21 protein-coding genes are annotated in these 20,414 nt (G+C 66.9%); 9 read left to right on the forward strand and 12 right to left on the reverse strand.

Annotation, left to right across the window (positions count from 1 at the left end):
- Nucleotides 1–10: 10 nt before the first annotated feature.
- The 4 genes from NP825_RS01725 to NP825_RS01740 are packed head-to-tail and all read right to left on the reverse strand — an operon-like array spanning nt 11 to nt 3,565.
- Nucleotides 11–1,291 (reverse strand): serine hydrolase, encoded by a 1,281-nt coding sequence (locus NP825_RS01725; protein WP_257547909.1) that lies wholly within the window; start codon nt 1,289–1,291, stop codon nt 11–13.
- 10 nt (nt 1,292–1,301) lie between these two features.
- A complete protein-coding gene (locus NP825_RS01730; protein ID WP_257547912.1) occupies nt 1,302–1,958 on the reverse strand; it encodes a 3-oxoacid CoA-transferase subunit B in 657 nt (218 codons plus the stop codon).
- Nucleotides 1,959–2,858 (reverse strand): HAD family acid phosphatase, encoded by a 900-nt coding sequence (locus tag NP825_RS01735; protein WP_257547914.1) that lies wholly within the window; start codon nt 2,856–2,858, stop codon nt 1,959–1,961.
- Complete coding sequence (locus NP825_RS01740) at nt 2,855–3,565, reverse strand: CoA transferase subunit A (protein ID WP_257547916.1); 711 nt, start codon at nt 3,563–3,565, stop codon at nt 2,855–2,857. Before NP825_RS01740 ends, NP825_RS01735 begins: the two co-directional genes overlap by 4 nt.
- A 91-nt stretch (nt 3,566–3,656) precedes the next feature.
- On the opposite strand from NP825_RS01740, the gene NP825_RS01745 reads away from it, so the two are divergent.
- Nucleotides 3,657–4,559, forward strand: coding sequence for a LysR family transcriptional regulator (locus tag NP825_RS01745; protein ID WP_257547917.1), 903 nt, complete (start codon nt 3,657–3,659; stop codon nt 4,557–4,559).
- A 56-nt stretch (nt 4,560–4,615) separates the two neighbouring features.
- On the forward strand, nt 4,616–5,428 hold the full coding sequence (locus NP825_RS01750; RefSeq protein ID WP_257547918.1) for a universal stress protein: 813 nt from the start codon (nt 4,616–4,618) through the stop codon (nt 5,426–5,428).
- Nucleotides 5,429–5,554: 126 nt separating this feature from the next.
- Here the strand turns inward: NP825_RS01750 and NP825_RS01755 are convergent, their stop codons facing one another.
- Both NP825_RS01755 and NP825_RS01760 read right to left on the reverse strand, forming a co-directional pair.
- Complete coding sequence (locus NP825_RS01755) at nt 5,555–6,205, reverse strand: HAD-IA family hydrolase (RefSeq protein ID WP_257547919.1); 651 nt, start codon at nt 6,203–6,205, stop codon at nt 5,555–5,557.
- A 44-nt stretch (nt 6,206–6,249) separates the two neighbouring features.
- The gene (locus NP825_RS01760; protein WP_257547920.1) at nt 6,250–7,353 is read right to left on the reverse strand and encodes a DUF2855 family protein; all 1,104 of its coding nucleotides are present in this window, start codon (nt 7,351–7,353) and stop codon (nt 6,250–6,252) included.
- Between the two features lie 53 nt (nt 7,354–7,406).
- Between NP825_RS01760 and NP825_RS01765 the strand changes: the two genes are divergently transcribed.
- A complete protein-coding gene (locus NP825_RS01765) occupies nt 7,407–7,790 on the forward strand; it encodes a DUF488 domain-containing protein (RefSeq protein WP_257547921.1) in 384 nt (127 codons plus the stop codon).
- On the opposite strand, the gene NP825_RS01770 is transcribed toward NP825_RS01765, so the two are convergent.
- A complete protein-coding gene (locus NP825_RS01770) occupies nt 7,787–8,473 on the reverse strand; it encodes a VIT family protein (protein WP_257547922.1) in 687 nt (228 codons plus the stop codon). The two genes, NP825_RS01765 and NP825_RS01770, sit on opposite strands and share 4 nt — an antisense overlap.
- A gap of 19 nt (nt 8,474–8,492) precedes the next feature.
- Nucleotides 8,493–9,413 carry an SMP-30/gluconolactonase/LRE family protein gene (locus NP825_RS01775; RefSeq protein WP_257547923.1) on the reverse strand — a complete coding sequence of 307 codons (921 nt, stop codon included), beginning with the start codon at nt 9,411–9,413 and terminating at the stop codon, nt 8,493–8,495.
- A 170-nt stretch (nt 9,414–9,583) separates the two neighbouring features.
- On the opposite strand from NP825_RS01775, the gene NP825_RS01780 reads away from it, so the two are divergent.
- A complete protein-coding gene (locus NP825_RS01780) occupies nt 9,584–10,183 on the forward strand; it encodes a TIGR02466 family protein (protein WP_257547924.1) in 600 nt (199 codons plus the stop codon).
- Nucleotides 10,184–10,320: 137 nt separating this feature from the next.
- Nucleotides 10,321–11,754, forward strand: coding sequence for an NAD-dependent succinate-semialdehyde dehydrogenase (locus tag NP825_RS01785; RefSeq protein ID WP_257547925.1), 1,434 nt, complete (start codon nt 10,321–10,323; stop codon nt 11,752–11,754).
- Nucleotides 11,755–11,912: 158 nt separating this feature from the next.
- On the opposite strand, the gene NP825_RS01790 is transcribed toward NP825_RS01785, so the two are convergent.
- Nucleotides 11,913–12,674, reverse strand: coding sequence for an SDR family oxidoreductase (locus NP825_RS01790; protein WP_257547927.1), 762 nt, complete (start codon nt 12,672–12,674; stop codon nt 11,913–11,915).
- Nucleotides 12,671–13,042: a dihydroneopterin aldolase gene (locus tag NP825_RS01795; protein ID WP_257547929.1), complete on the reverse strand. Its 372-nt coding sequence runs from the start codon at nt 13,040–13,042 to the stop codon at nt 12,671–12,673. Before NP825_RS01795 ends, NP825_RS01790 begins: the two co-directional genes overlap by 4 nt.
- 90 nt (nt 13,043–13,132) lie before the next feature.
- Between NP825_RS01795 and NP825_RS01800 the strand changes: the two genes are divergently transcribed.
- The 4 genes from NP825_RS01800 (at nt 13,133) to NP825_RS01815 (ending at nt 16,314) form a co-directional block, all read left to right on the forward strand.
- Nucleotides 13,133–13,636, forward strand: coding sequence for a GNAT family N-acetyltransferase (locus NP825_RS01800; RefSeq protein ID WP_257547931.1), 504 nt, complete (start codon nt 13,133–13,135; stop codon nt 13,634–13,636).
- A gap of 281 nt (nt 13,637–13,917) precedes the next feature.
- Nucleotides 13,918–14,502 carry a DUF1285 domain-containing protein gene (locus NP825_RS01805; RefSeq protein WP_257547933.1) on the forward strand — a complete coding sequence of 195 codons (585 nt, stop codon included), beginning with the start codon at nt 13,918–13,920 and terminating at the stop codon, nt 14,500–14,502.
- The gene (locus NP825_RS01810; protein WP_257547935.1) at nt 14,502–15,089 is read left to right on the forward strand and encodes a CoA pyrophosphatase; all 588 of its coding nucleotides are present in this window, start codon (nt 14,502–14,504) and stop codon (nt 15,087–15,089) included. Before NP825_RS01805 ends, NP825_RS01810 begins: the two co-directional genes overlap by 1 nt.
- 1 nt (nt 15,090) lies before the next feature.
- A complete protein-coding gene (locus NP825_RS01815) occupies nt 15,091–16,314 on the forward strand; it encodes a CCA tRNA nucleotidyltransferase (RefSeq protein ID WP_257547937.1) in 1,224 nt (407 codons plus the stop codon).
- Here the strand turns inward: NP825_RS01815 and NP825_RS01820 are convergent.
- Both NP825_RS01820 and parC read right to left on the reverse strand, forming a co-directional pair.
- Entirely contained in the window at nt 16,278–17,957 is a 1,680-nt protein-coding gene (locus tag NP825_RS01820) for a bifunctional diguanylate cyclase/phosphodiesterase (protein ID WP_257547938.1), read from the reverse strand. The two genes, NP825_RS01815 and NP825_RS01820, sit on opposite strands and share 37 nt — an antisense overlap.
- 89 nt (nt 17,958–18,046) lie before the next feature.
- Entirely contained in the window at nt 18,047–20,356 is a 2,310-nt protein-coding gene (parC, locus tag NP825_RS01825) for a DNA topoisomerase IV subunit A (RefSeq protein WP_257547939.1), read from the reverse strand.
- Between the last annotated feature and the right edge of the window lie 58 nt (nt 20,357–20,414).

A 20,414-nucleotide genomic window follows, 5' to 3' on the forward strand; every position in this document is an offset into this window, starting at 1 on the left:
TCGTCTTGCGTTAGCCGATCGGCGGGCGAACGGCAGCGGCGGTTCGCGCCGCCCCGCCCGGCGCCGCGGGCAATTTGCTCAGGTCGAGCCAGCCCGCATCGGGGCGCCCGTGATAGCTGTCGATCGCCGCGAAGGGGATGCGGAAGGGAAATCCCCAGTCGCTGTTCCACAGTGCGACGACGCCGGTTCGCGTCGCCGGTTCGAAAATCATCGTCGCGCGATAGCCCGCCACCGCGCCCGAATGGCCTTCGAGCCTGAGGCCGTCATAAGTGAAGTTCCGCCAGCCCATCCCATAGGAGGCGTCGCTGATCGCCTGCCGCAGCGTGCCGCCATAGAGCCGCCCCGTGCCGACGCGCGGGCGGTGAGCGATTTGCAGCACCGCGGCGGGCAGCACATCGGGCCGGCTACCCATCATCGCCTGCATCCAGGTCGCGAAATCGACGATGTCGCTCTCGACCCCCGCGGCGGCGGGAACGCGCCAATAGGCTTCCTTGACCGGGCGGACGTGCGCGCCATTGTGCGGCCGCGCCCAGTCCTTGGCGCCGGTCAGCCGTTTCATCCCATATCCCGCGCTGACCATGCCGAGCGGCAGGAAGAATCGATCCTCGACCGCATCGGGGAACGCCTTGTTCGCGGCCTTGCCCAATATCTCGTTCGCGGTGTCGAAGGCGACATTCTGATAGGTGTGGCAGGTGCCGGGTTCGCATTGCAGCGGCGCGGTGGCGAGATTCGCGCGGAGCAGCGCGGGGTCCTGTCCTTCCTCCAATTTCTCGTCATAGGCGTTCTTGGTGAGCCCCGTGCGCTGCGACAGCAGTTCGGCGACCGTCACATGCGCCTCGGCGCCGCCCGGCAGGCGCAGCGAGGTGTGCCAGTCGGCGACCGGCCGGTCCAGATCGAGGGCGCCATCGGCCGCGAGCGCGGCCGCCATCGCCCCGGTCGCGGTCTTGGACACCGAGGCCCAGCGGAACAGCGTGTGCGGCGTCACCGGAGCGCCCGTCGCCTTGTCGGCGACGCCATAGGTCCGCACGAAGCGCAATTCGCCGTCCTCGACGACCGCCACCGCGAGCCCTGCCATTTCGGGACGCTGCGACAGCGCCGATAACTGGCTGTCGAGCGCGCGATAGTCGATCCGCCCGCGCCACGCGTCGGGCGTGTCGGGCAGTTTTTCGGGCGTCTTGATCGGGATCGCGACGCTGGCGAGCGGATGACCGCCGCCAAAGGCGCGCACGCCGAACCAGCCTGTCAGCCCCAACGCGACGATCGCGAGAAGGCCGATCAGAATGCGCGGCACGGATTTTTGTCTAGATGGCGACCTCATATGCGGCGGTGGTCTTAGCGGCGACTTCTTCCGCCGTCACCCCCGGTGCGAGCTCGATCAGCCTGAACGGGCTCGAATGGTCGTCACGCTTGAACACCGCAAGGTCGGTGACGATCATGTCGATGACATTCTTGCCGGTCAGCGGCAGGGTACATGCCGGGATGAACTTCGCGCTGCCGTCCTTGGCATTGTGTTCCATCACGACGATGATCTTCTTGACCCCGGCGACCAGATCCATCGCGCCGCCCATGCCCTTGATCATCTTGCCGGGCACCATCCAGTTGGCGAGGTCGCCGTTCTCGGCGACTTCCATCCCGCCCAGCACGGCGAGGTCGATATGGCCGCCGCGGATCATCGCAAAGCTCTGTTCCGACCCGAAATAGGCGGTCTGCGGCAGCTCGCTGATCGTCTGCTTGCCCGCGTTGATCAGGTCGGGGTCTTCGTCGCCCTCGAGGGGAAAGGGGCCGATGCCGAGCATGCCGTTCTCCGACTGCAGCGTCACCGTCATCCCCGCTGGCACATGATTCGCGACCAGTGTCGGAATGCCGATGCCGAGATTGACGTAATAGCCGTCCTCCAGCTCCTGAGCGGCCCGCGCTGCCATATCATCACGCGTCCAGCCTTTGGTTTCCTGGGCCATTCACTTGGGCTCCCATTGCTTGTCGGAGGGGAAGATGTCGGCAAAGCCGCCGCGAATCGACGGGCCGTAGACGGGGTTGGACAGCAGGAACCAGCCATGTCCCCACAGGTCGGCGATCGGGCCGCTGGTCGCCAGCGTCTTGCGATCGGCAACCGACAGCTCGCGCGCGTTGAACGCCTGTGCGAAATCGCCGAGCTGGTCGCCGCCCATCGCGATCACGCAATAACGCGAGGCGATCAGTGCGCGGCGTCCGTCCTTGCTCGCGCCGTCGGGGGTGTCGCCCATCAGGAACAGCGTCTCGCCATGCTTATACTCGCCGAGCCCCGCCGCGCGCAGCGTGTCTTCGGTGCCCTTGGCGTTGGCAGTGGTGCGGTTGGTGTTGACGATCACGGTCACCCCGGCGCTGCGCATGATGTTCACCGCGTCGATCACCCCGGGCATCGCGATCGCCTTGCCGGCCCCGGTTTTTTCCCACTGGTCCCAGATCGCGGGGTCGAAATCCTTGTGCTGCTCGGCCATGTAGCGCATCGCGCCGATATTCCAGATCAGCGTCTCGTCGGCGTCGAACACCGCCGCGAGCGGTTTCTCGCCGCAATCGTCGAAGCGCGGCGCGGCGGGCGTCGATCCCTCGGCGAGCACGACCTGCTTGTGCGGCGCGGCCGAGATGGCGACCGCGCGCACATAGGACGCAAGTGAGCGATAGACCTGCACCGACGCGACCGCACTCTCGGCCGAGCCGTAGAGCCATTGCTGGCCCGTAGGCGGTGATGTCGGCGTCGGTTTTTCGCCGACCTGCGAGGCGATGACGTCGGCGCTCAGCGGCTTGGGCGCGGTCTGGGTCGTCGTCGAGGCGCAGCCCGCGAGCAGCAGACCGGCGGCGAAGGCAAGGCCGCGCATCATGCTGCTTCCCGCGGCCGCACGGTGCGGAACTCGATCTTCTTGTCGTAGGGGGCGCCGACGATCAGGCGCTTCACATAGATACCGGGCAGATGGATGCAGTCGGGGTCGAGGCTGCCGGTCGGCACGATCTCCTCGACCTCCGCAACGCAGATCTTCGCCGCGGTCGCCATCGGCTGGTTGAAGTTGCGGGCGGTCTTGCGGAAGATGAGGTTGCCGCTTTCGTCGGCTTTCCATCCCTTGATGATCGCAAGGTCGGCGAAGATGCCGCGTTCGAGGATATAATCCTGTCCGTCGAAGCTCTTCACTTCCTTGCCCTCGGCGACGAGGGTGCCGACGCCCGTTTTCGTATAGAAACCCGGAATGCCCGCGCCGCCGGCGCGGCAGCGTTCGGCGAGCGTGCCCTGCGGGCAGAATTCGACCTCCAGCTCGCCCGCCAGATATTGCCGCTCGAACTCCTTGTTCTCGCCGACATAGGAGGAGATCATTTTTTTGATCTGTCTGGTGCGGAGCAGCTTGCCGAGCCCTTCGCCGTCGATCCCGGCATTGTTGCTCGCGATCGTCAGCTCCTTGACCCCGGAATCGCGAACCGCGTCGATCAGCCGTTCGGGGATGCCGCACAGACCGAAGCCGCCCGCACAGATATGCATTCCGTCGAAAAGCAGTCCGTCGAGCGCGGCAGCGGCGTCGGAATAGCGCTTGTTCCCCATGAAACAGCCTCCTTGGTAAGTGATCGCGCGCGACATTGGCGCATCTGACATATCAATTCTAATCATAGTGATTTTAGCTTATTGATAAGCAATGTCGATCAATAGAATTGCCTTCTATCATCTCGAAACCCTGCTCTGGATCGACCGGCTCGGCACCTTCTCGGCCGCCGCCGAGCGGCTCAACACCACCCAGCCCGCGGTGTCGGCGCGGATGCGCGAGCTCGAGCAGCGGCTCGGCTCGGCGCTGTTCCGTCGCGACGGGCGCACCATGTCGCTGACCCCGGCGGGCCGCAAGCTGGTGCGCGACTGCGCGCCGCTGCTCCGCGACATGGAACGCGCGCTGCTCGGCAGCGGCGGTTTTGCCGAGGCGAGCGGGGTGGTGCGGATCGGCGCGGGCGAGATCGCGGCGGCAAGCTGCCTGCCGCCCTTCGTCGCGGCGCTGAAGGAGGAGATGCCGGGCGTCGGCCTCGAAATCGAGATCGACCTGACCGCGAACCTGATCCAGCAATTGCTTACCGGCCGCACCGACATGGCCTTCGCCGCGGGGCCGGTCGCGCACCCGGCGCTGATGTCGCGTCCGATCGGCAAGGTGGCGCTGGTGTGGCTCGCCAGCCCCGCGGTTGCCGCGGCCTTCGGTGCGGGGGATGAAGCGGTGCCGGTCTGGTCGCTCGCCAGCCATTCGCCGATCCACGGCCGGATGCGCGACGCGATCGACGCTTCGCGCATCGCGCCGCGCTCGCTCAACCTCTGCAACAACGCCCGGATGATGATCGACATCGCGCTGGCGGGGGGCGGCGTCGGCATCTTCCCCGAACCGATGGTGCGCGGCGAGGTCGCGTGCGGCGCGCTCGTCGAACTCGCCGGAATGCCGCCGCCGGCGCCGGTCGAGTTCCACGTCGCGATGCGCGTCGCCGATACCGAGCCGGTGCTGGTCCGCATCTTCGAGCAGGCCGCGCGCCTGCGCATCGCGCCGGTTCTTGACGCCGGTCAATGAACCGTCGCGCCTCGTGGTGCATTATCCTGCATATCGGACGGCCAAAGGAGGCTCCCATGCGCTCGATACTCGTTCATGCCGACAATGATTCCGCCTGCGAAGACCGGCTGCAGGTCGCGCTTGATCTCGCGCGCCGCTTTCAGGGTCATGCGACCTTGCTGATCGCGACGCCGCTCCAGCAGTTCGTCAGTTTCGACCCGTTCGGCGGCACCTATTTCGCCGCCGAGGCGCTCGCCGCGGCGCAGGCCGACGACATCGCGCTCGAAAGCCGTCTTGCCGACCGGCTCGCGGGCGAGGATGTGCCGTGGGACATCGCGATGGCCGATGGCGATATCGTCGGCGCGCTCGCCGGGGCGGCGACCTTCGCCGATCTGACGGTGGTCAGCCTGCCGCCCGCGAAGGAGGACCGGCGCGGCAGCCCGCCGCCGATGCTCGCGGGTGATCTTGCCGTGACCGCGACGACGCCGGTGCTGGCGCTGCCGCACGGCGTGAAGGCGTTCGACGCCGATACCCCGGCGATGGTCGCGTGGAACGGCAGCGCGCAGGCGGCGCACGCGCTACGCGCTGCGATCCCGCTGCTCGGCGGCCGGCCGGTGGTTCTCGTCACCGTCGGTGATGAAGAGGGCGACGTCCCCGCCACCGACGCGCTCCGCTATCTGTCGCGCCACGACATCCACGCCGAACTGAAGACGGTCGCCCGCGATGGCGACACGGTCGAGGAACGGCTTGAAAAGGAAGCGCTCGCGCTGGGCGCCGGCCTGATCGTGATGGGCGCCTTCGGCCGCAGCCGGCTGCGCGAGACGATCTTCGGCGGTGTGACGCGCTATCTGCTGACCAGCGGCCGGGTGCCGCTGTTGCTGGCGCATTAGGCCTGAAGCGAAAACCGTGTGTCCCCGCGAAGGCGGGGACCCATCATCCGCCGGCTCCTTCTTGCACAAACCGGAGATGGGCTCCCGCCTTCGCGGGAGCACGGGGGCTTTTCATAAACCTGCTCTTCAGGGCAGCATAATCCCCAGCGCCGCCGACAGGTCGGCGAGCGCCTGTTCGCCGCTCGTCACCTTGATCGCGTGCATACCGAGCTGGCTCGCCGGTTTGCAGTTGATGCCGAGATCGTCGAGATAGATACAGGTCGCAGGCTCGGTGCCGAGCGCTTCGCACATCATCTGATAGATACGCGGGTCGGGCTTGCGGACGCCGACCTTGCTCGATTCGATGACATGGTCGAAGCGCGCCATGATCGCCGCGACCTCGGCCGCCATCGCTTCGCTGCGCGCCATTCCTGCACCCTTGCCGCTGGGGACATTGTTGGTGATGCAGCCGATCGTGAAGCCCCGGGCCTTCAGCGTATCGAGCGCCCTGACCATTGCGGGGCGCACCGCGCCGGCGAGCACTGCGAGCACCGCTTCGCCTTCGAGCGCGTGCCCCAGCGCGCGGGCTTCTTCCGCGAACAGGCTGTCGAACGCCGCCGCGTCGATCTCGGCCCGCTCGAATTTCGCCCAGGCATTGCCGTCGGGATCAGCGCTGTTGACGCGGCGGACGAAGTCGCGCGGTAGCCCGCGTTCCTCCTCCAGCCGGTTGAAGGCTTCGAAGGGCGAGGCGGTGATGACGCCGCCGAAATCGAAGATGACATGGGTATAGCGAGACATGGCGCGGCTAGAGCGCAGATTGACGTTAACGTCAACCGGTGCGCTCAGGGCTCGACGACGATTCCCACCTTGGGATCGACGCGGCCCGACAGCATGTCCCGATAGGCGCCGAGCGCGGCCTCGCCGCCGCTCCGCTTGTCGATGCGCGCCAATCGCGGCGCGACGTCCATGAAGGCGAGCCACGCCGCGGCGATTTTCTGCCCGAACGCCGCGCCGCCCCAGTCGGCGATCCGCTTCTGGCTGCGGCCGGGGGCGAAGAAGCCCTGCCGCTCGGGACCGGGCAGCGCCGCCTCGCCGGCATCGGCATCCCAATGCGACTTGCCGACGATGATCGAGGCTTTCAAATTGTCGCCGAAATGGCCGTGCACCGCCTCCGTCACCGCACCGTTGCCCGCCATGTCGACGAGTGCAGACGGGGTGCCAGAGTCGAGCGCCGCGATGTCGTCATAGGCGATCACGCGGTCGTAGATCTTCTGCTCGGTCAGCGCCGCGACATGCGCTTCCGACGTCAGGCCGATCGTCCGCGGACGCGGGCCCTGCCGCTGCGCGAGCGAAAAGCCGAGGCCGATCGCGGTCTTGCTCGACGCGCTCGCGATCAATATCTGCGCGGCGCCATAATCGCCCTCGTCCTCGAACTGGTCGGCGATCAGCCAGCCGGTCAGGAACAGCGGGCGGAAGACCGGCCAATAATCATGGTCGGCGGCACGATAGCCCTCCAGCGCCTCGATCCGCTGATAGTGATTGTAGATCGGCGGCAGCGTCGTGCGGCGCGGCGTAACGTCAGTGAAACCGCCGGGGCCGATGTTTCCTGCGGTCAGCACCGCCTCGCGCGCCATCGGATAATAGCCGTAGAAGCGGTCGCCGATGGCGATGCCTTCGGCGGCGCTTTCGGTGACGGTCGCGAAGCCCCAGACCGGCAGGCGCCCCGGCGCGTCCCGCTCGGCGAAGAAGTCCCAATAGCCCTGATCGTTGCCGAACAGCCCCGACGGCTTGCCGAACACCGCATAGGTGATGTTGTTCGCGGTCATCGCATAGCTGTCCAGCGTCACGCGGATCTGGCCTGACGCGAGCGGCGCGGCAGGATCGGCGACGAGCGCCGCCTTGGCGATGTCGTCGCGGTCGATCTCGATCGCCCAGGCGTCGGTCATTTTTCCCTCCTTATGGCTTGCGGCGCACGCGGCCTTGGCCGATAGTCTTGCAGATGGCGAAGGGACTGACAATCGCGGTCAAGCGCATCTACGAGCCGCCGGAGAAAGCCGATGGTGCGCGCTTCCTTGTCGACCGGCTGTGGCCGCGCGGTGTGTCGAAGGAGAAGGCGACGCTGACGGCGTGGTTGAAAATCCTGTCTCCGACCGACGCGATGCGCGAGGAATTTCATCACGCGACCGCGCATTCGGATGCGGCCTGGGCGGCCTTTCGCAAGGAATATTTCGCCGAACTCGATGCCGGCGGCGACGAGATCGCGGCGGCACTGGCCGAACTCGACGCGGCGGCGAAGGCGGGGCCGGTGACCTTGCTCTATGCCGCAAAGGACGAAGAGCGGAACAATGCGGTCGCGCTCCGCGAATGGCTGGAAAAGCGCTAGCCGACCGCCCCGAACAGCGATCCGATCGCGATCGTCGCGGCCATCGCCATCGCGCCCCAGAAAGTGACGCGAACGACCGGACGGAGCATCGGCGCATTGCCCGCCCAGGCGCCGAGCGCGCCGAGCAGCGCGAGGAAGACCAGCGAAGCCCCCGATACCGTCCACGGCAACGAGGCGCCGCGATCGACGAACAGCGTCGCGAGCGGCAGCGCCGCACCGACCGAAAAGCTCGCCGCCGAAGCCGCCGCCGCCTGAACCGGCCGCGCCCGCGCCTCGTGCGTCAGACCGAGTTCGTCGCGCAAATGGCTGTCGAGCGCATTATGGTCGGTGAGCTGCCGCGCGACCTGTTCGGCCAGTGCGCGGTCGAGTCCGCGCTGCTGGTAGATTTGGGTCAGCTCCTCGAGCTCGAACGCCGGGTCGGTCGCCAGTTCGTGCCGCTCGGTCGCGATGTCGGCTTTCTCCGCGTCGCGCTGCGAACTGACCGAGACATATTCGCCCGCTGCCATCGACATCGCGCCGGCGACGAGCCCCGCGGTACCGGTGACGAGGATCGATGCCTGCTCGGCGCCCGCCGCCGCGACGCCCGCGATGAGGCTGGCGGTCGAGACGATCCCGTCGTTCGCGCCGAGAATCGCGGCGCGCAGCCAGCCGATGCGCGCCACGGCGTGGGTTTCGCGGTGCATGATCCCCTGTTGCCCCTCGTCAATATTGCAGCTTGAGCCCCGGCCGCGCCCAGCGCGTTTTCACCAGCCGCCCGCTTCCCGAGAGGGTCAGATAGGCGTCGCGCATGTCGTCGCCGCCGAACGCGATGTTGGTGGTGAAGATATCGTCGGTCTCGACGAACTCGACCAGTTCGCCCGCGGGCGAGACGACGCTGATCCCGCATTCGCCGATCGTCGCGACGCAGATATTGCCGTTCGCCTCCATCGCTAGGCTGTCGAAGAATTTATAGCCCGCGGGGCGATAGAGCGGGATGCCGGGCCCGCCGGGCCCCGCGGCGTCGTCGACCTTGCCGGGGGCGATGATGTTGAACTTCATCAGTCGGCAGGTGTAGGTTTCGGCGGCATAGAGCGTGTTGCCGTCGGGCGACAGGCCGACGCCGTTCGGGTTGTTCGATGGGAAGATCACTTCCTCGATGAAGCTGCCGTCGGCCTTGGCATAGAAGATGCCGACGATATCGTGGGCGCGCTTCGCATAGTCGACCTTGCCGTGATCGGTGAACCAGAAGCCGCCATGCATGTCGAACATGATGTCGTTCGGGCCGCGCAGGATCACGCCGTTGTCGCCCGATTTGTAGAGGGTTTCGACTTCACCGGTGTCGAGGTCGATGCGCTCGATTCGCCCGCCCGAATAGTCGCTCGCGATGCCGTGCGGGGCGAGATAGCCGTTCGCCTCGACATAATGGAAGCCGCCGTTGTTGCAGCAATAGAGCTTGCCGTCGGGACCGATCGCGAGCCCGTTGGGGCCGCCGCCCGGGGTCGCGACGACCTCTTTCTTCCCGCCCGGCCAGCAGCGTGTGATCCGTCCCTGCTCGATCTCGACGACGATGACGCTGCCGTCATCCATCACCACCGGCGCCTCGGGGAAGCGCAATCCGTCGGCGATCAATTCAAACTCGGCCATATCCTCTCCCTCTCTCCCAATCGTCGTCATGCCGGACTGGACCCGGCATCCATTCTTTCCAACGCAGCGCATAATGGACCCCGGATCAAGTCCGGGGTGACGAAAAGAAGGTCAGGGGGTGTCCAGCCTCTCTTCTTGCTCTTGCGCCTGTCCTATGCTTTGCGCCCATCATGCCCGTTCGCACGCTCTTCGCCACACATTTTTACGAGGCCGACATTGGCACCTCCGACCTGCTCGAAGAGCTGGAGGAAAGCTGCCGCCTGTTCGCACAGGAAGATGGCGCGGGACGCGCGTGGAGCCGCGAGCACGGCTACAAGGGCTATACCAGCTACGCCAGCCTCGGCGACCTGCCCGAGCGCGATCCCGCTTTTCATGATCTCAAGCGCCTGCTCGACAAGGAAGTGAAAGCCTTCGCCAAGGCGTGCCATTTCGACCTCGCCAAGCCGCTGAAGCTCGACAGCCTGTGGGTCAACATCCTGAAACCCGGCGGCACCCACAGCGGGCATATCCATCCGCACAGCATCGTATCGGGTACCTTCTACGTCGCGGTTCCGCCGGGATCGGGGGCGCTCAAGCTTGAGGACCCGCGCCTGCCGATGCTGATGGCCGCGCCGGGGCGTACCGACGACGCGCCCGAGTACCTTCACCCGTTCATTTACGCCGAACCGGCTGCGGGGCGCGTCTTCCTGTGGGAAAGCTGGCTCCGGCACGAAGTGATGCCGCATTCGGGCAAGGGCGAACGGATCAGCATCAGCTTTAACTATCGCTGAGGCGTTCCTATATCGCACCCGTCATTGCGAGCGAAGCGAAGCAATCTCCAGCCACCGGCCTCATTCGACCCGATGGCTGGAGATTGCTTCGTCGCTTCGCTCCTCGCAATGACTATGACCAGAACGGAGCCCCGCCCATGACCGCGACCTATGACGCCGACCTCCAGCTTTTCATCGACGGAGCGTGGCGGAGCGGCGAGGGGCGCGAGGAACGGCCGGTGTTCAATCCTGCGACCGCGGCTACGATCGCCGAGCTGCCGGTCGCGACCACGGCTGACCTCGACGAAGCGCTTGCCGCGGCGGCGCGCGGCTGGCCAGTGTGGCGTGCGAAGACCCCCGACGAGCGCGCGGCACTGATGCACAAGGCGGCGGGGCTGATCCGCGAGCGCGCCGATCGGATCGCGACGCTGCTGACACTCGAACAGGGCAAGCCGATTGCCGAAGCGCGCGGCGAGGTGCTGTCGGCGGCGGCGCTCTTCGCCTATTTCGCCGAAGAGGGGAAACGCATCGAGGGACGCGTCGTCCAGCGCCCTGCCGGCCAGCGCGCGATGGTGCTGAAACAGCCGGTCGGCCCGGTCGCGGCGTTCAGCCCGTGGAATTTCCCGGTCAATCTGATGGTCAAGAAGATCGCTCCCGCGCTCGCCGCGGGCTGCGTCGTGATCGCCAAGGCACCCGAGGAGACGCCGGGCTGCACCAGCGCGATTATGCGCTGCATCGCCGACGCGGGAATCCCCGGCGACGTCGTGCAACTCGTCTACGGCAATCCCGACATGATCAGCCGTCACCTGCTCGGCAGCGACGTGATCCGCAAGGTCAGCTTCACCGGCTCGACCGTGGTCGGCAAGCATCTGATGAAGCTCGCCGCCGATCGCGTGCAGCGGATCACGATGGAACTCGGCGGCCACGCCCCGGTGCTGATCTTCGACGATTGCGACCTCGAAGCCACGCTCGACCGCGTTGTCGCGCAGAAGTTCCGCAACGCGGGACAGGTCTGCGTCTCGCCGACGCGCTTCTATGTCCAGCAGGGCATTTACGACGCCTTTGTCGCGGGCTTCGCCGAGCGGACGAAGAAGGTGAGGGTCGGCAGCGGGCTCGATTCCGACACCCAGATGGGGCCGCTCGCCAACGCGCGCCGAGCGCCCGCATTGGAGGCGATGATCGCCGATGCGACCGCAAAGGGCGCGCGGGTGATCGCGGGCGGCGAGGCGACCGGCACCGGCTATTTCTTCCAGCCGACCGCACTCGCCGACGTGCCGCTCGACGCCGATGCGATGAACAACGAACCCTTCGGCCCGATGGCGCTGATCCGTCCGTTCGGCACCGAGGAGGAAGCGCTCGAACAGGCGAACCGGCTGCCCTATGGCCTCGCGGCCTTTGCGTTTACCGAGAACGGCCGCCGCATCAACCGTGTCGCCGACCGCATCGAAAGCGGCATGGTCGGCGTGAACAGCTTCGTCATCTCGGCGAGCGACATGCCGTTCGGCGGGATCAAGGAATCGGGCTTCGGCAGCGAAAGCGGGCCCGAGGGGCTGGATGGGTATCTGGTGACCAAGGCGGTGCATATTTACTGACAAGCGCTGGCTAAAATTCCCGTTCGCATCGAGCGAAGTCGAGATGCCCATCAGGACGGCGCTAGCTTTCGGGGTGTCTCGACTTCGGCCAAGGCCGAAGTTTATCCTGAGCGCCTGCCAAGGCAGTCGAAGGGCTCGACACGAACGGAGAAGAGAGGTCAGCCTCTTTCCAGCGCCACGAAATCGCGTCCCATCGGCGCCAGATGCGCGCCGCCGTCGACAAAGATCGTCTGCCCGGTCACCGCCTCGGCGTGCGCCAGATAGACGACCGCGTCGGCGATCTGCGCGGGCGTCGGCAGCGCGCCGAGCGGCATCCGCTTCGCGAGCCGCTCGACCTGCGCGTCCGAATAATCGTTGGTTGCCATCGTCAGTCCCGGCGCGACGGCGTTGACGCGCGCGCGGTCGCCGAACGCGACCGCGAGCGTCTGGGTCGCCTGCCACAGCGCCGATTTCGACAGGCTGTAGGCGATCTGGTCGGGCACCGGCTGCGCGACGCGCTGGTCGACGATATTGACGATCGCGGGGCGGGCGCTGGCGCTCGCCGCGACGAGCGCTTTCGCGAGCATCACCGGCGCCGACAGGTTGACCTGCAGCATCTCGGCGATTGCGGCCGCCGACAGATCGGGCCATTCGCCCTCGGCGAACAAAGCGGCGTTGTTGACGAGCAGGCCGGGGGCGCGGCCGAAGGCCTCGACTACCGCCGGGATCAGCGCATCGACCGCCGTCGGATCGGCGAGGTCGGCGGCGAAGCTGCGATGCTCCGCCCCGGTCTCGGCGAGCGCCTCCGCCAGCACCGGATCGGCGGCCGCCTCGCTCCGCTTGTGCAGCGCCAGCGCATAGCCCTCGCGCGCCAGCCGCGCCGCGATGGCGGCGCCGACGCGGTGGAGCCCGCCGGTGACCAGCGCCAGCTTCTGCGTCATTTTCGGGCGCGCCGCATCGTGATCCCGATTTCCTCGCCTTCCTCGGCGATCGCCAGCTTGACGATCTTGACCTCGATCTCCTCGACCTTGTCGTCCTGCAGGAAGAGGGTGTCGATGATATGGTCGGCGACGCTTTCGATGAGCACGAAATGCACGTCCTTGGGGATGCCGTCGGTCGCCGCGAATTTGAGGTGCATGTAATTCTTCGAGCGGCTGAGCGGGGTCGTCGGCTCGTAATGATCGGCGATCGCCAGCTTCGCGCGCACCGAGATGCGCAGCGGCTGCGGCAGATGCGTTTCTTCGGAGTAGATGCCGGTGAGCACCTGGACGGTCAGCCCGTCCACTTCCAGCCACAATGTATCGGTCACAAGAAATTCCTGTTGGGAAGGACCGATATTCGGCTTTTCATCGCCGACCCCGGACCCTAAAGCGCCGCCGCATTAGCGAAAGGGTGCGCGTTGGTCGAGTTACTTCCATTGTCCGATATTGAGCCGCAGGCGGTCGAGGCTCTCCTCGACGCCGCTTTCGGGACGGACCGCTTTGGACGAACCGCCTATCGCATCCGCGAGGGCATGGATGCGGTGCCGACCCTGAGCTTCGCCGCCGTCGAGGATGGCGCCTTGATCGGTACGATCCAGTGCTGGCCGGTTGCGCATCGCGCCGCCGACGGCACGGCGACGCCGCTGGTGATGGTCGGCCCGGTCGCGGTGCGTCCCGACGTCCAGCGCGGCGGGCATGGCCGTGCGCTGATGGCGCATATGCTGACGGCGGCGGAGACCAGGGCGGACAGCGCGCTGATGATGATCGGCGATCCCGAATATTACGGCCGCTTCTTCGATTTCACCGCGGAGGCGACGGGGGCGTGGGACTTGCGGGGCCCGTTCGAACGGCGGCGCCTGCTGGCGCGGGCGGTGAACGGCCATGGGCTGCCGACGTCGGCGGGGACGATCGGGCCGCGCTAGAGAAGATTCGCGCAGAGGCCGCAGAGCGCGCAGTGATTTGGTTCACGCGGAGACGCGGAGGCGCGGAGAGATGGTGCCCGCCGCGAAGCGGCCTTCTCCTGCGACCTGTCTGGAATCGCGACGGGGCGGAGTATGAAGGGGCCTGTCGGCCCGAGCCATAATCTCCGCGCCTCCGCGTCTCCGCGTGAATTTCTTTGCTTCTCTGCGCGCTCTGCGGCCTTTGCGCGAATCGCTTATGCGGTCGGACTTGCGCCGATCGCCTATCCCCCTATGTCGGTTCCATGGTCAGCCCCGCGCCTTCGCTTCCCAAGGATTTCTCGCAGCTCTCGCTCGCCGAAGCTGCCGAACTGCTCGCGGCGCGCCAACTGCCGCCGGTCGAGCAATGGCACCCCGAGCGCGAAGGTGACAGCGCGATGGAGATTCGCGCCGACGGGAGCTGGTATCACGAGGGCGGGCGGATCAACCGGCCCGCGATGGTCAGGCTCTTCTCGACGATCCTGCGGCGTGAGCCCGACGGCGGCCATGTCCTCGTCACCCCCGCCGAAAAGCTGCGCATCGCGGTCGAGGACACGCCCTTCCGCGCGGTCGAGATGAAAAGCGAAGGCGAAGGGCAAACGCGCAAGCTCGTCTTCCGGCTCGACACCGACGATCTGGTAATGGCGGGCCCCGACCACCCGCTGCGCTTCGGCCGAGACCCCGATGCCCCCGACCCGCGCCTGCATGTGCGCGGGGTCATCGGCAACGGCCTCGAAGCACGTATCGACCGTGCGCTCTATTACGAGATCGTCGAGATGGCGCTCGCAGACGGAGCGGAGCCGCCCGCGATCTGGTCGAACGGCGCGTGCTTTCCGCTGGTGGACGCCTGATGCTGTCGGAGAAATTGCGCGTCGCGCTCGACAATCTGCTCCCCGACGCCGGATCGGACGAAGCCTATCTGCTCCACGGTCAAAGCCTGCGCGATGCCGCGGTGCTGATCGCCTTCACCGACCGGCCCGACCCCGGCGTGATCCTGACCCAGCGGCCGCAATGGCTGCGCAGCCATGCGGGGCAGGTCGCTTTTCCGGGCGGCAAGGTCGATCCCGGCGACCGCGACGTCGTCGATGCGGCGCTGCGCGAGGCCGAGGAAGAGATCGGGCTCCACCGCCGCGACGTCGCGATCGCGGGGCCGACCGACGCCTATCGCTCGGGCAGCGGCTATCACATCACCCCGGTGCTCGGCGTGATCCCGCCCGACCTGCCGCTCGATCCCAATCCCGACGAGGTCGAGGCGTGGTTCGAAGTGCCGCTCGACATATTGTTCGACCCCGGCAATTATCAGCTGCACCATGCCAATTGGCAGGGGCAGGACCGCCATTATTACGACATGGACTGGCAGGGACGACGGATCTGGGGCGTGACGGCCGATATCATCATCAACCTCGCGCGGCGGCTGCCGCCGGGCTGGCATCGCTAGAATGGCGGCGGGGACGAAGCTGCCCGCCGCGGCGTGGCGCACCGCGCCCGGCCTGCGGCGGATCGTCGCGGCGCTGCGCGCCGACGGCGGCGCGGTCAAGGTCGTCGGCGGCGCGGTGCGCGACACGTTGCTCGGGCATTCGGTGACCGACATCGACCTCGCGACGCCGCTGTTGCCGGAGGAGGTGACCGCACGCCTTGAAGCCGCCGATGTCAAGGTCATTCCGACCGGCATCGCGCACGGCACCGTCACCGCGATCGCAAGCGGCGAGCGGCACGAGATCACGACACTGCGCCGCGACGTCGCCACCGACGGGCGCCGCGCGACGATCGCTTTTGCGGGCGACTGGTGCGAGGATGCGGCGCGGCGCGACTTCACGATCAACGCCCTTTACGCCGATCCCGACAGCGGTGCGGTCGACGACTGGTTCGGCGGCATTGCCGATCTGAAGGCCGGCTGTGTGCGCTTCATCGGCGACGCGGCGACGCGCATCGCCGAGGATCATCTGCGCATCCTGCGCTTCTATCGCTTCGCGGCGCGCTTTGGACGCGGCGAACTGGAGCCCGCCAGCCATGCCGCGGTCGTCGCGGCGCGCCAGTCGCTCAAGAGCCTGTCGCGCGAGCGCGTCGCCGACGAATTGCTGAAGATATTGTCCTTGCCCGACCCGCGTGCCATCGCGGGGCAGATGGCGGCGGACGGTATTTTCGCGGTGATCCTGCCCGAGCTCGACGACGGCTTTGCCGGGGCGCTCGACCGACTGCTCGCCAACGAGGCCGCCGCTGCGGTCGATCCCGCTCCGCTGCGCCGCCTTGTCGCGCTGCTTCCTGCCGAAGCCGCGGTCGCCGAGCAGGTGGCCAGCCGGCTCCGGCTGTCGACGCGGCAGCGCAAGCATATGGGCGCGGTCGCGGCGCATCGCGGCGTGCTCAGCCCCGCGCGGCAACTCGCCCATGGCATCGGGGTCGAGGCGGCGCGCGACGCCTGGCTGTTCGCGGCAAACCCGTCCGACGCCGGAGCAGCGGTCGCCGCACTGAACGGTTGGGAGGTACCGCTGCTGCCGGTCAAGGGCGGCGACCTTATCGCGCGCGGCGTGACCGCGGGCCCCGAGGTCGCCCGCATCCTGCGCGCGGTCGAGGCGCAGTGGGTGACGGAGGATTATCCCGATGCCGCGCGCGTCGGCGCGATCGTCGATCAGATGATCGGCCGCTCCAGCGCGCCGCGCCAATAGGTGAGCGCCGCCTCGGCCTCCATCGGCCGCGCGAACAGAAAGCCCTGCCCGAAGTCGCAGCCGAGCGCCGAAAGCAGCCGCGCCTGGTCGGCGGTCTCGACGCCTTCCGCCGTCGTCCGCATCCCCAGCACCTCGGCCAGGCTCTGGATCGTGCGGACGATTGCCGCCTTGTCGCGATCCTCGACCATATGGTCGACGAAGCTGCGGTCGATCTTGAGCACGTCGAGCGGCAGGCGCTGGAGATAGGCGAGGTTCGAATAGCCGGTGCCGAAATCGTCCATCGCAACGCGCGCTTCCAGCGCCTTCAATTCGCTGAGCACCGACAGCGCGAGGTCGGGATCGCCGATGATCGCGCTTTCGGTGAGTTCGATCATCAGCCGCTCGCCGCCGATCGCATTGGCGGCGAGCGCGTCGCGCACCACCGCCGCGACATCGTCGCGCACGAGTTGGATCGCCGAGACGTTGACCGAGATATAGCAATCGACCGACTGGCCGCCGTTCGCCCGGTCCCAGTCGGCGAGCGTCGCCGCCGCTTTCCCGATCGCCCATTGGCCGAGCGGGACGATGAGCCCCGAATCCTCGGCGATGGGAATGAATTCGGTCGGCGGGATCGACAGTCCGTCGCTGGTGTTCCAGCGCGCGAGCGCCTCGAACCCTGCGACGGTGCCGGTCGCCAGCTCGACCAGCGGCTGAAATTCGAGGTGGAGCCGATCCTCCTCGATCGCGCTTCTGAGCTCGGTTTCGAGGCCAAAGCGATTGTCGGACAGGATCGCCGCCTCGGGCTCGTAGATTTCGATGCGGTCGGTGCGTTTGGCGCGTTTCAGCGCGATCTGCGCGTGGCGGATCTGGTCGGCGATGTCGGTGTCGATGCCGGGCTGGATCGCGCAGCCGATCGCGCAATCGACGCTGACCTTCAGTTCGCCGATGCGGAACGGATGGTCGAAGCAGCCGCGGATGCGGCGCGCCATCTCGCGTACGTCGGCCTTGCCGCCGGGGACGCGCGACGAGATGGCGAATTCGTCGCCGCCGGTACGCGCCAATATGTCGCCGCTGCGCAGGCTTGATTTCAGGCGGCGCGCGACGGTGATGATCAGTTCGTCGCCCGCCATCGGCCCGATATGTTCGTTGATGCGCGAAAAGCGCGCGAGGTCGAGCAGCAGGATCGCGTGGTCGCCGCTCGCCTCGCCATCGCTGCGCTGCTCGACGAGTTCTTCGAACCCGGCGCGGTTGGGCAGGCCGGTCAGGCTGTCGGAGACGAGTTCGCGGCGCAAATTGCGCTCGGTCATCATTTCCTGCGTGCGGTCGATCAGCGTCAGCAGGAACAGGCCGGTGTCGCCGTCTTCGCCGGGAAGCGGGCCGATCGAGCCGCGCAGGTCACGCGCTGCGACGCCTTTGCCGAGGCGGCACGAAAATTCCTGCGCGCCGCCGACTTCCTGGGGCGCGCGTTCGATCGCGCGGCGCAGCTCGATGGGAGCGTTCACGCCGGCGGGTGACAAATCGAGCTTGTCGAACGCGGCATTGCTCGCGTGCAGGCTGAAGTTGCCGCGCGACAGCGGGCGGATCAGCGCCGCCGGAACGGGCAGGGCGTCGATCCAGCCGACGAACAAGGATGGCCGGTCTTCGCCGGTTCTATCGATAGGCATAAGAGTGGGTTTTAAGCGACCTTTCCCCATTGGTCGTTGCCTAAAGGAGCGGAAGTAAAGAAGGGATTTACGGCAACAGGTAAATGCGATCAGTCGAAGCGGTTGTTCCGCGGGAAGCCCGTGGGGGGCATCCGTCCCGATGCGCTGCGCGCGACGCGCCAGGGGCCGAGGTCGCTTTCGGTGCGGGTGCGGCCGGTGTCGCCGCCCATCGTCCAGCTTAGCCCCTCGGCGAAAACGAAGCTGATCGCATCGGACAGGCCGCCATCGCGATACTTCTGCAACGTTACCCCTTGTCCCCTCGCCATCACCGGCATTTCGGTGATCGGAAAGACCACGAGCTTGCGGTTCTCGCCGACGACGGCGATGCTGTCGTCGCCCGACGCGATCGGGCGGACGACGGAAAGCTGTGCCTTCGGTTTCAGGTTGACGACGTTGCGGCCCTTGCGCGTCTCGGCGACGACGTCGGCCATCTGGGCGATGAAGCCGTGGCCGCTCGTCGAGGCGAGGAGCAGGCGCCCCTCGGCGCTCGCCGGGATCATCGCGACGATGCGCGCCTCGGGATCGATGTCGACCATCAGCCGCAGCGGTTCGCCGAAGCCGCGCCCGCCGGGCAGCTTGTCGGCACCGACGGTGTAGAAACGCCCGTCGCTTGCGGCAACCAGCAGCTTGTCGGTCGTCTGTGCGTGCGCGGCGAAGGCGAGTTCGTCGCCTTCCTTGAACTTGAACTCGCCCCACTGGTCGGACGCGACATGGCCGCGCTGGGCGCGGATCCAGCCGCGCTTCGAGAGGATCACCGTCACCGGTTCCTTCTCGATCATCGCATCGAGCGGAATGTCGCGCGCGGGCGCCGCTTCGGCCAGTGTCGTGCGGCGCGCGCCGAGCGCGGTGTCGGGGCCGTAGACGGCACGCAGCGCGCCGAGGTCGCGCTTCAGCCGCGTGCGTTGGCGCGCCGGGCTCTCGACCAGCTTGACCAGTTCCTCGCGTTCGGCGGTCAGCGCGTCCTGCTCGCGCTTCAATTCCATTTCCTCGAGCTTGCGCAAGGACCGCAGGCGCATGTTGAGGATCGCCTCGGCCTGGCGGTCGGTGAGCAGGAACTCGGCCATCATCACCGGTTTGGGCTCGTCCTCGGTGCGGATGATCTCGATGATCCGGTCGAGGTTGAGGAAGGCAATCAAATAACCGCCGACCAGTTCGAGCCGGTCATCGATCTTGGCGATGCGATGTTTCGAGCGGCGGACCAGCACGACGATCTGATGCTCGAGCCATTCGGTGAGAAGCTGGTGCAGCCCCATCACCTTCGGCGTCCGCGTCGCGTCGAGGACGTTAAGATTGAGCGCGAAGCGGCTTTCGAGTTCGGTCAGCCGGTAGAGGCTTTCCTTGAGGATGTCGGGGTCGACGTTGCGGCTCTTCGGCACCAGCACGATGCGCAGGTCTTCGGCGCTTTCGTCGCGGACATCCTCGAGAATCGGCAGTTTCTTGTCGGCGATGAGCTGCGCGATCTGTTCGATCAGCTTGCCTTTGGCGACACCATAAGGAATCTCGCTGACGACGAGTTGCCAGGTGCCGCCTGGCTGTTTCTCGATCCCCGTCTCTTCCCAGACGCCATCCTGTTTGCCGGTCGAGAAGCGCGCGCGGACGCGGAAGCCGCCCCGACCGGTTTCATAGGCGTGGGCGATCGTCTCCGGGCTATCGACGATGATGCCGCCGGTCGGAAAGTCGGGGCCTTTGACATGCTCCAGCAGGTCGGACAGCTCGGCCTTTGGATTCTCGATCAGCAACAGCGCGGCGTCGATCACCTCGGCGGCATTGTGCGGCGGAATGTTCGTCGCCATGCCGACCGCGATCCCGCTCGCGCCATTGGCGAGCAGGTTCGGGAAGAGGCCCGGCATGATTTCGGGCTCTTCGTCCTCGCCATTATAGGTCGGCTTGAAATCGACCGTGCCCTCATCGAGCCCCTGCATCAGGTCGATCGCGACGCGCGTCAGCCGCGCCTCGGTATAGCGGTAGGCTGCGGCATTATCGCCGTCGATATTGCCGAAATTGCCCTGGCCGTCGACGAGCGGATAGCGAAGCGAGAAATCCTGCGCGAGACGGACCATCGCGTCATAGACCGCGGTGTCGCCGTGCGGATGGAATTTGCCGATCACGTCGCCGACGACGCGCGCCGACTTCTTGTAGCCCTGGCTCGGGTCGAGCCGCATCGCGCGCATCGCCCACAGCAGGCGGCGGTGAACCGGCTTCAGCCCGTCGCGAAGGTCGGGCAGCGAGCGCGCGGTGATCGTCGAGAGCGCATAGACGAGATAGCGTTCGGACAAAGCGCTGTCGAACGGGGTGTCGATGCCGTCGCCCGGGGATTTTGGGGGCTCAGAAGGGGGAAGGTCGTCGGAGTTACTCGCCATTGCCCGGAGCCGATAGCAAGCGCGGCGTCACATGGCAAAGGGCGATCACCGACGGGTG

It is taken from the genome of Sphingopyxis sp. DBS4, assembly GCF_024628865.1.
Lineage (GTDB): Bacteria > Pseudomonadota > Alphaproteobacteria > Sphingomonadales > Sphingomonadaceae > Sphingopyxis.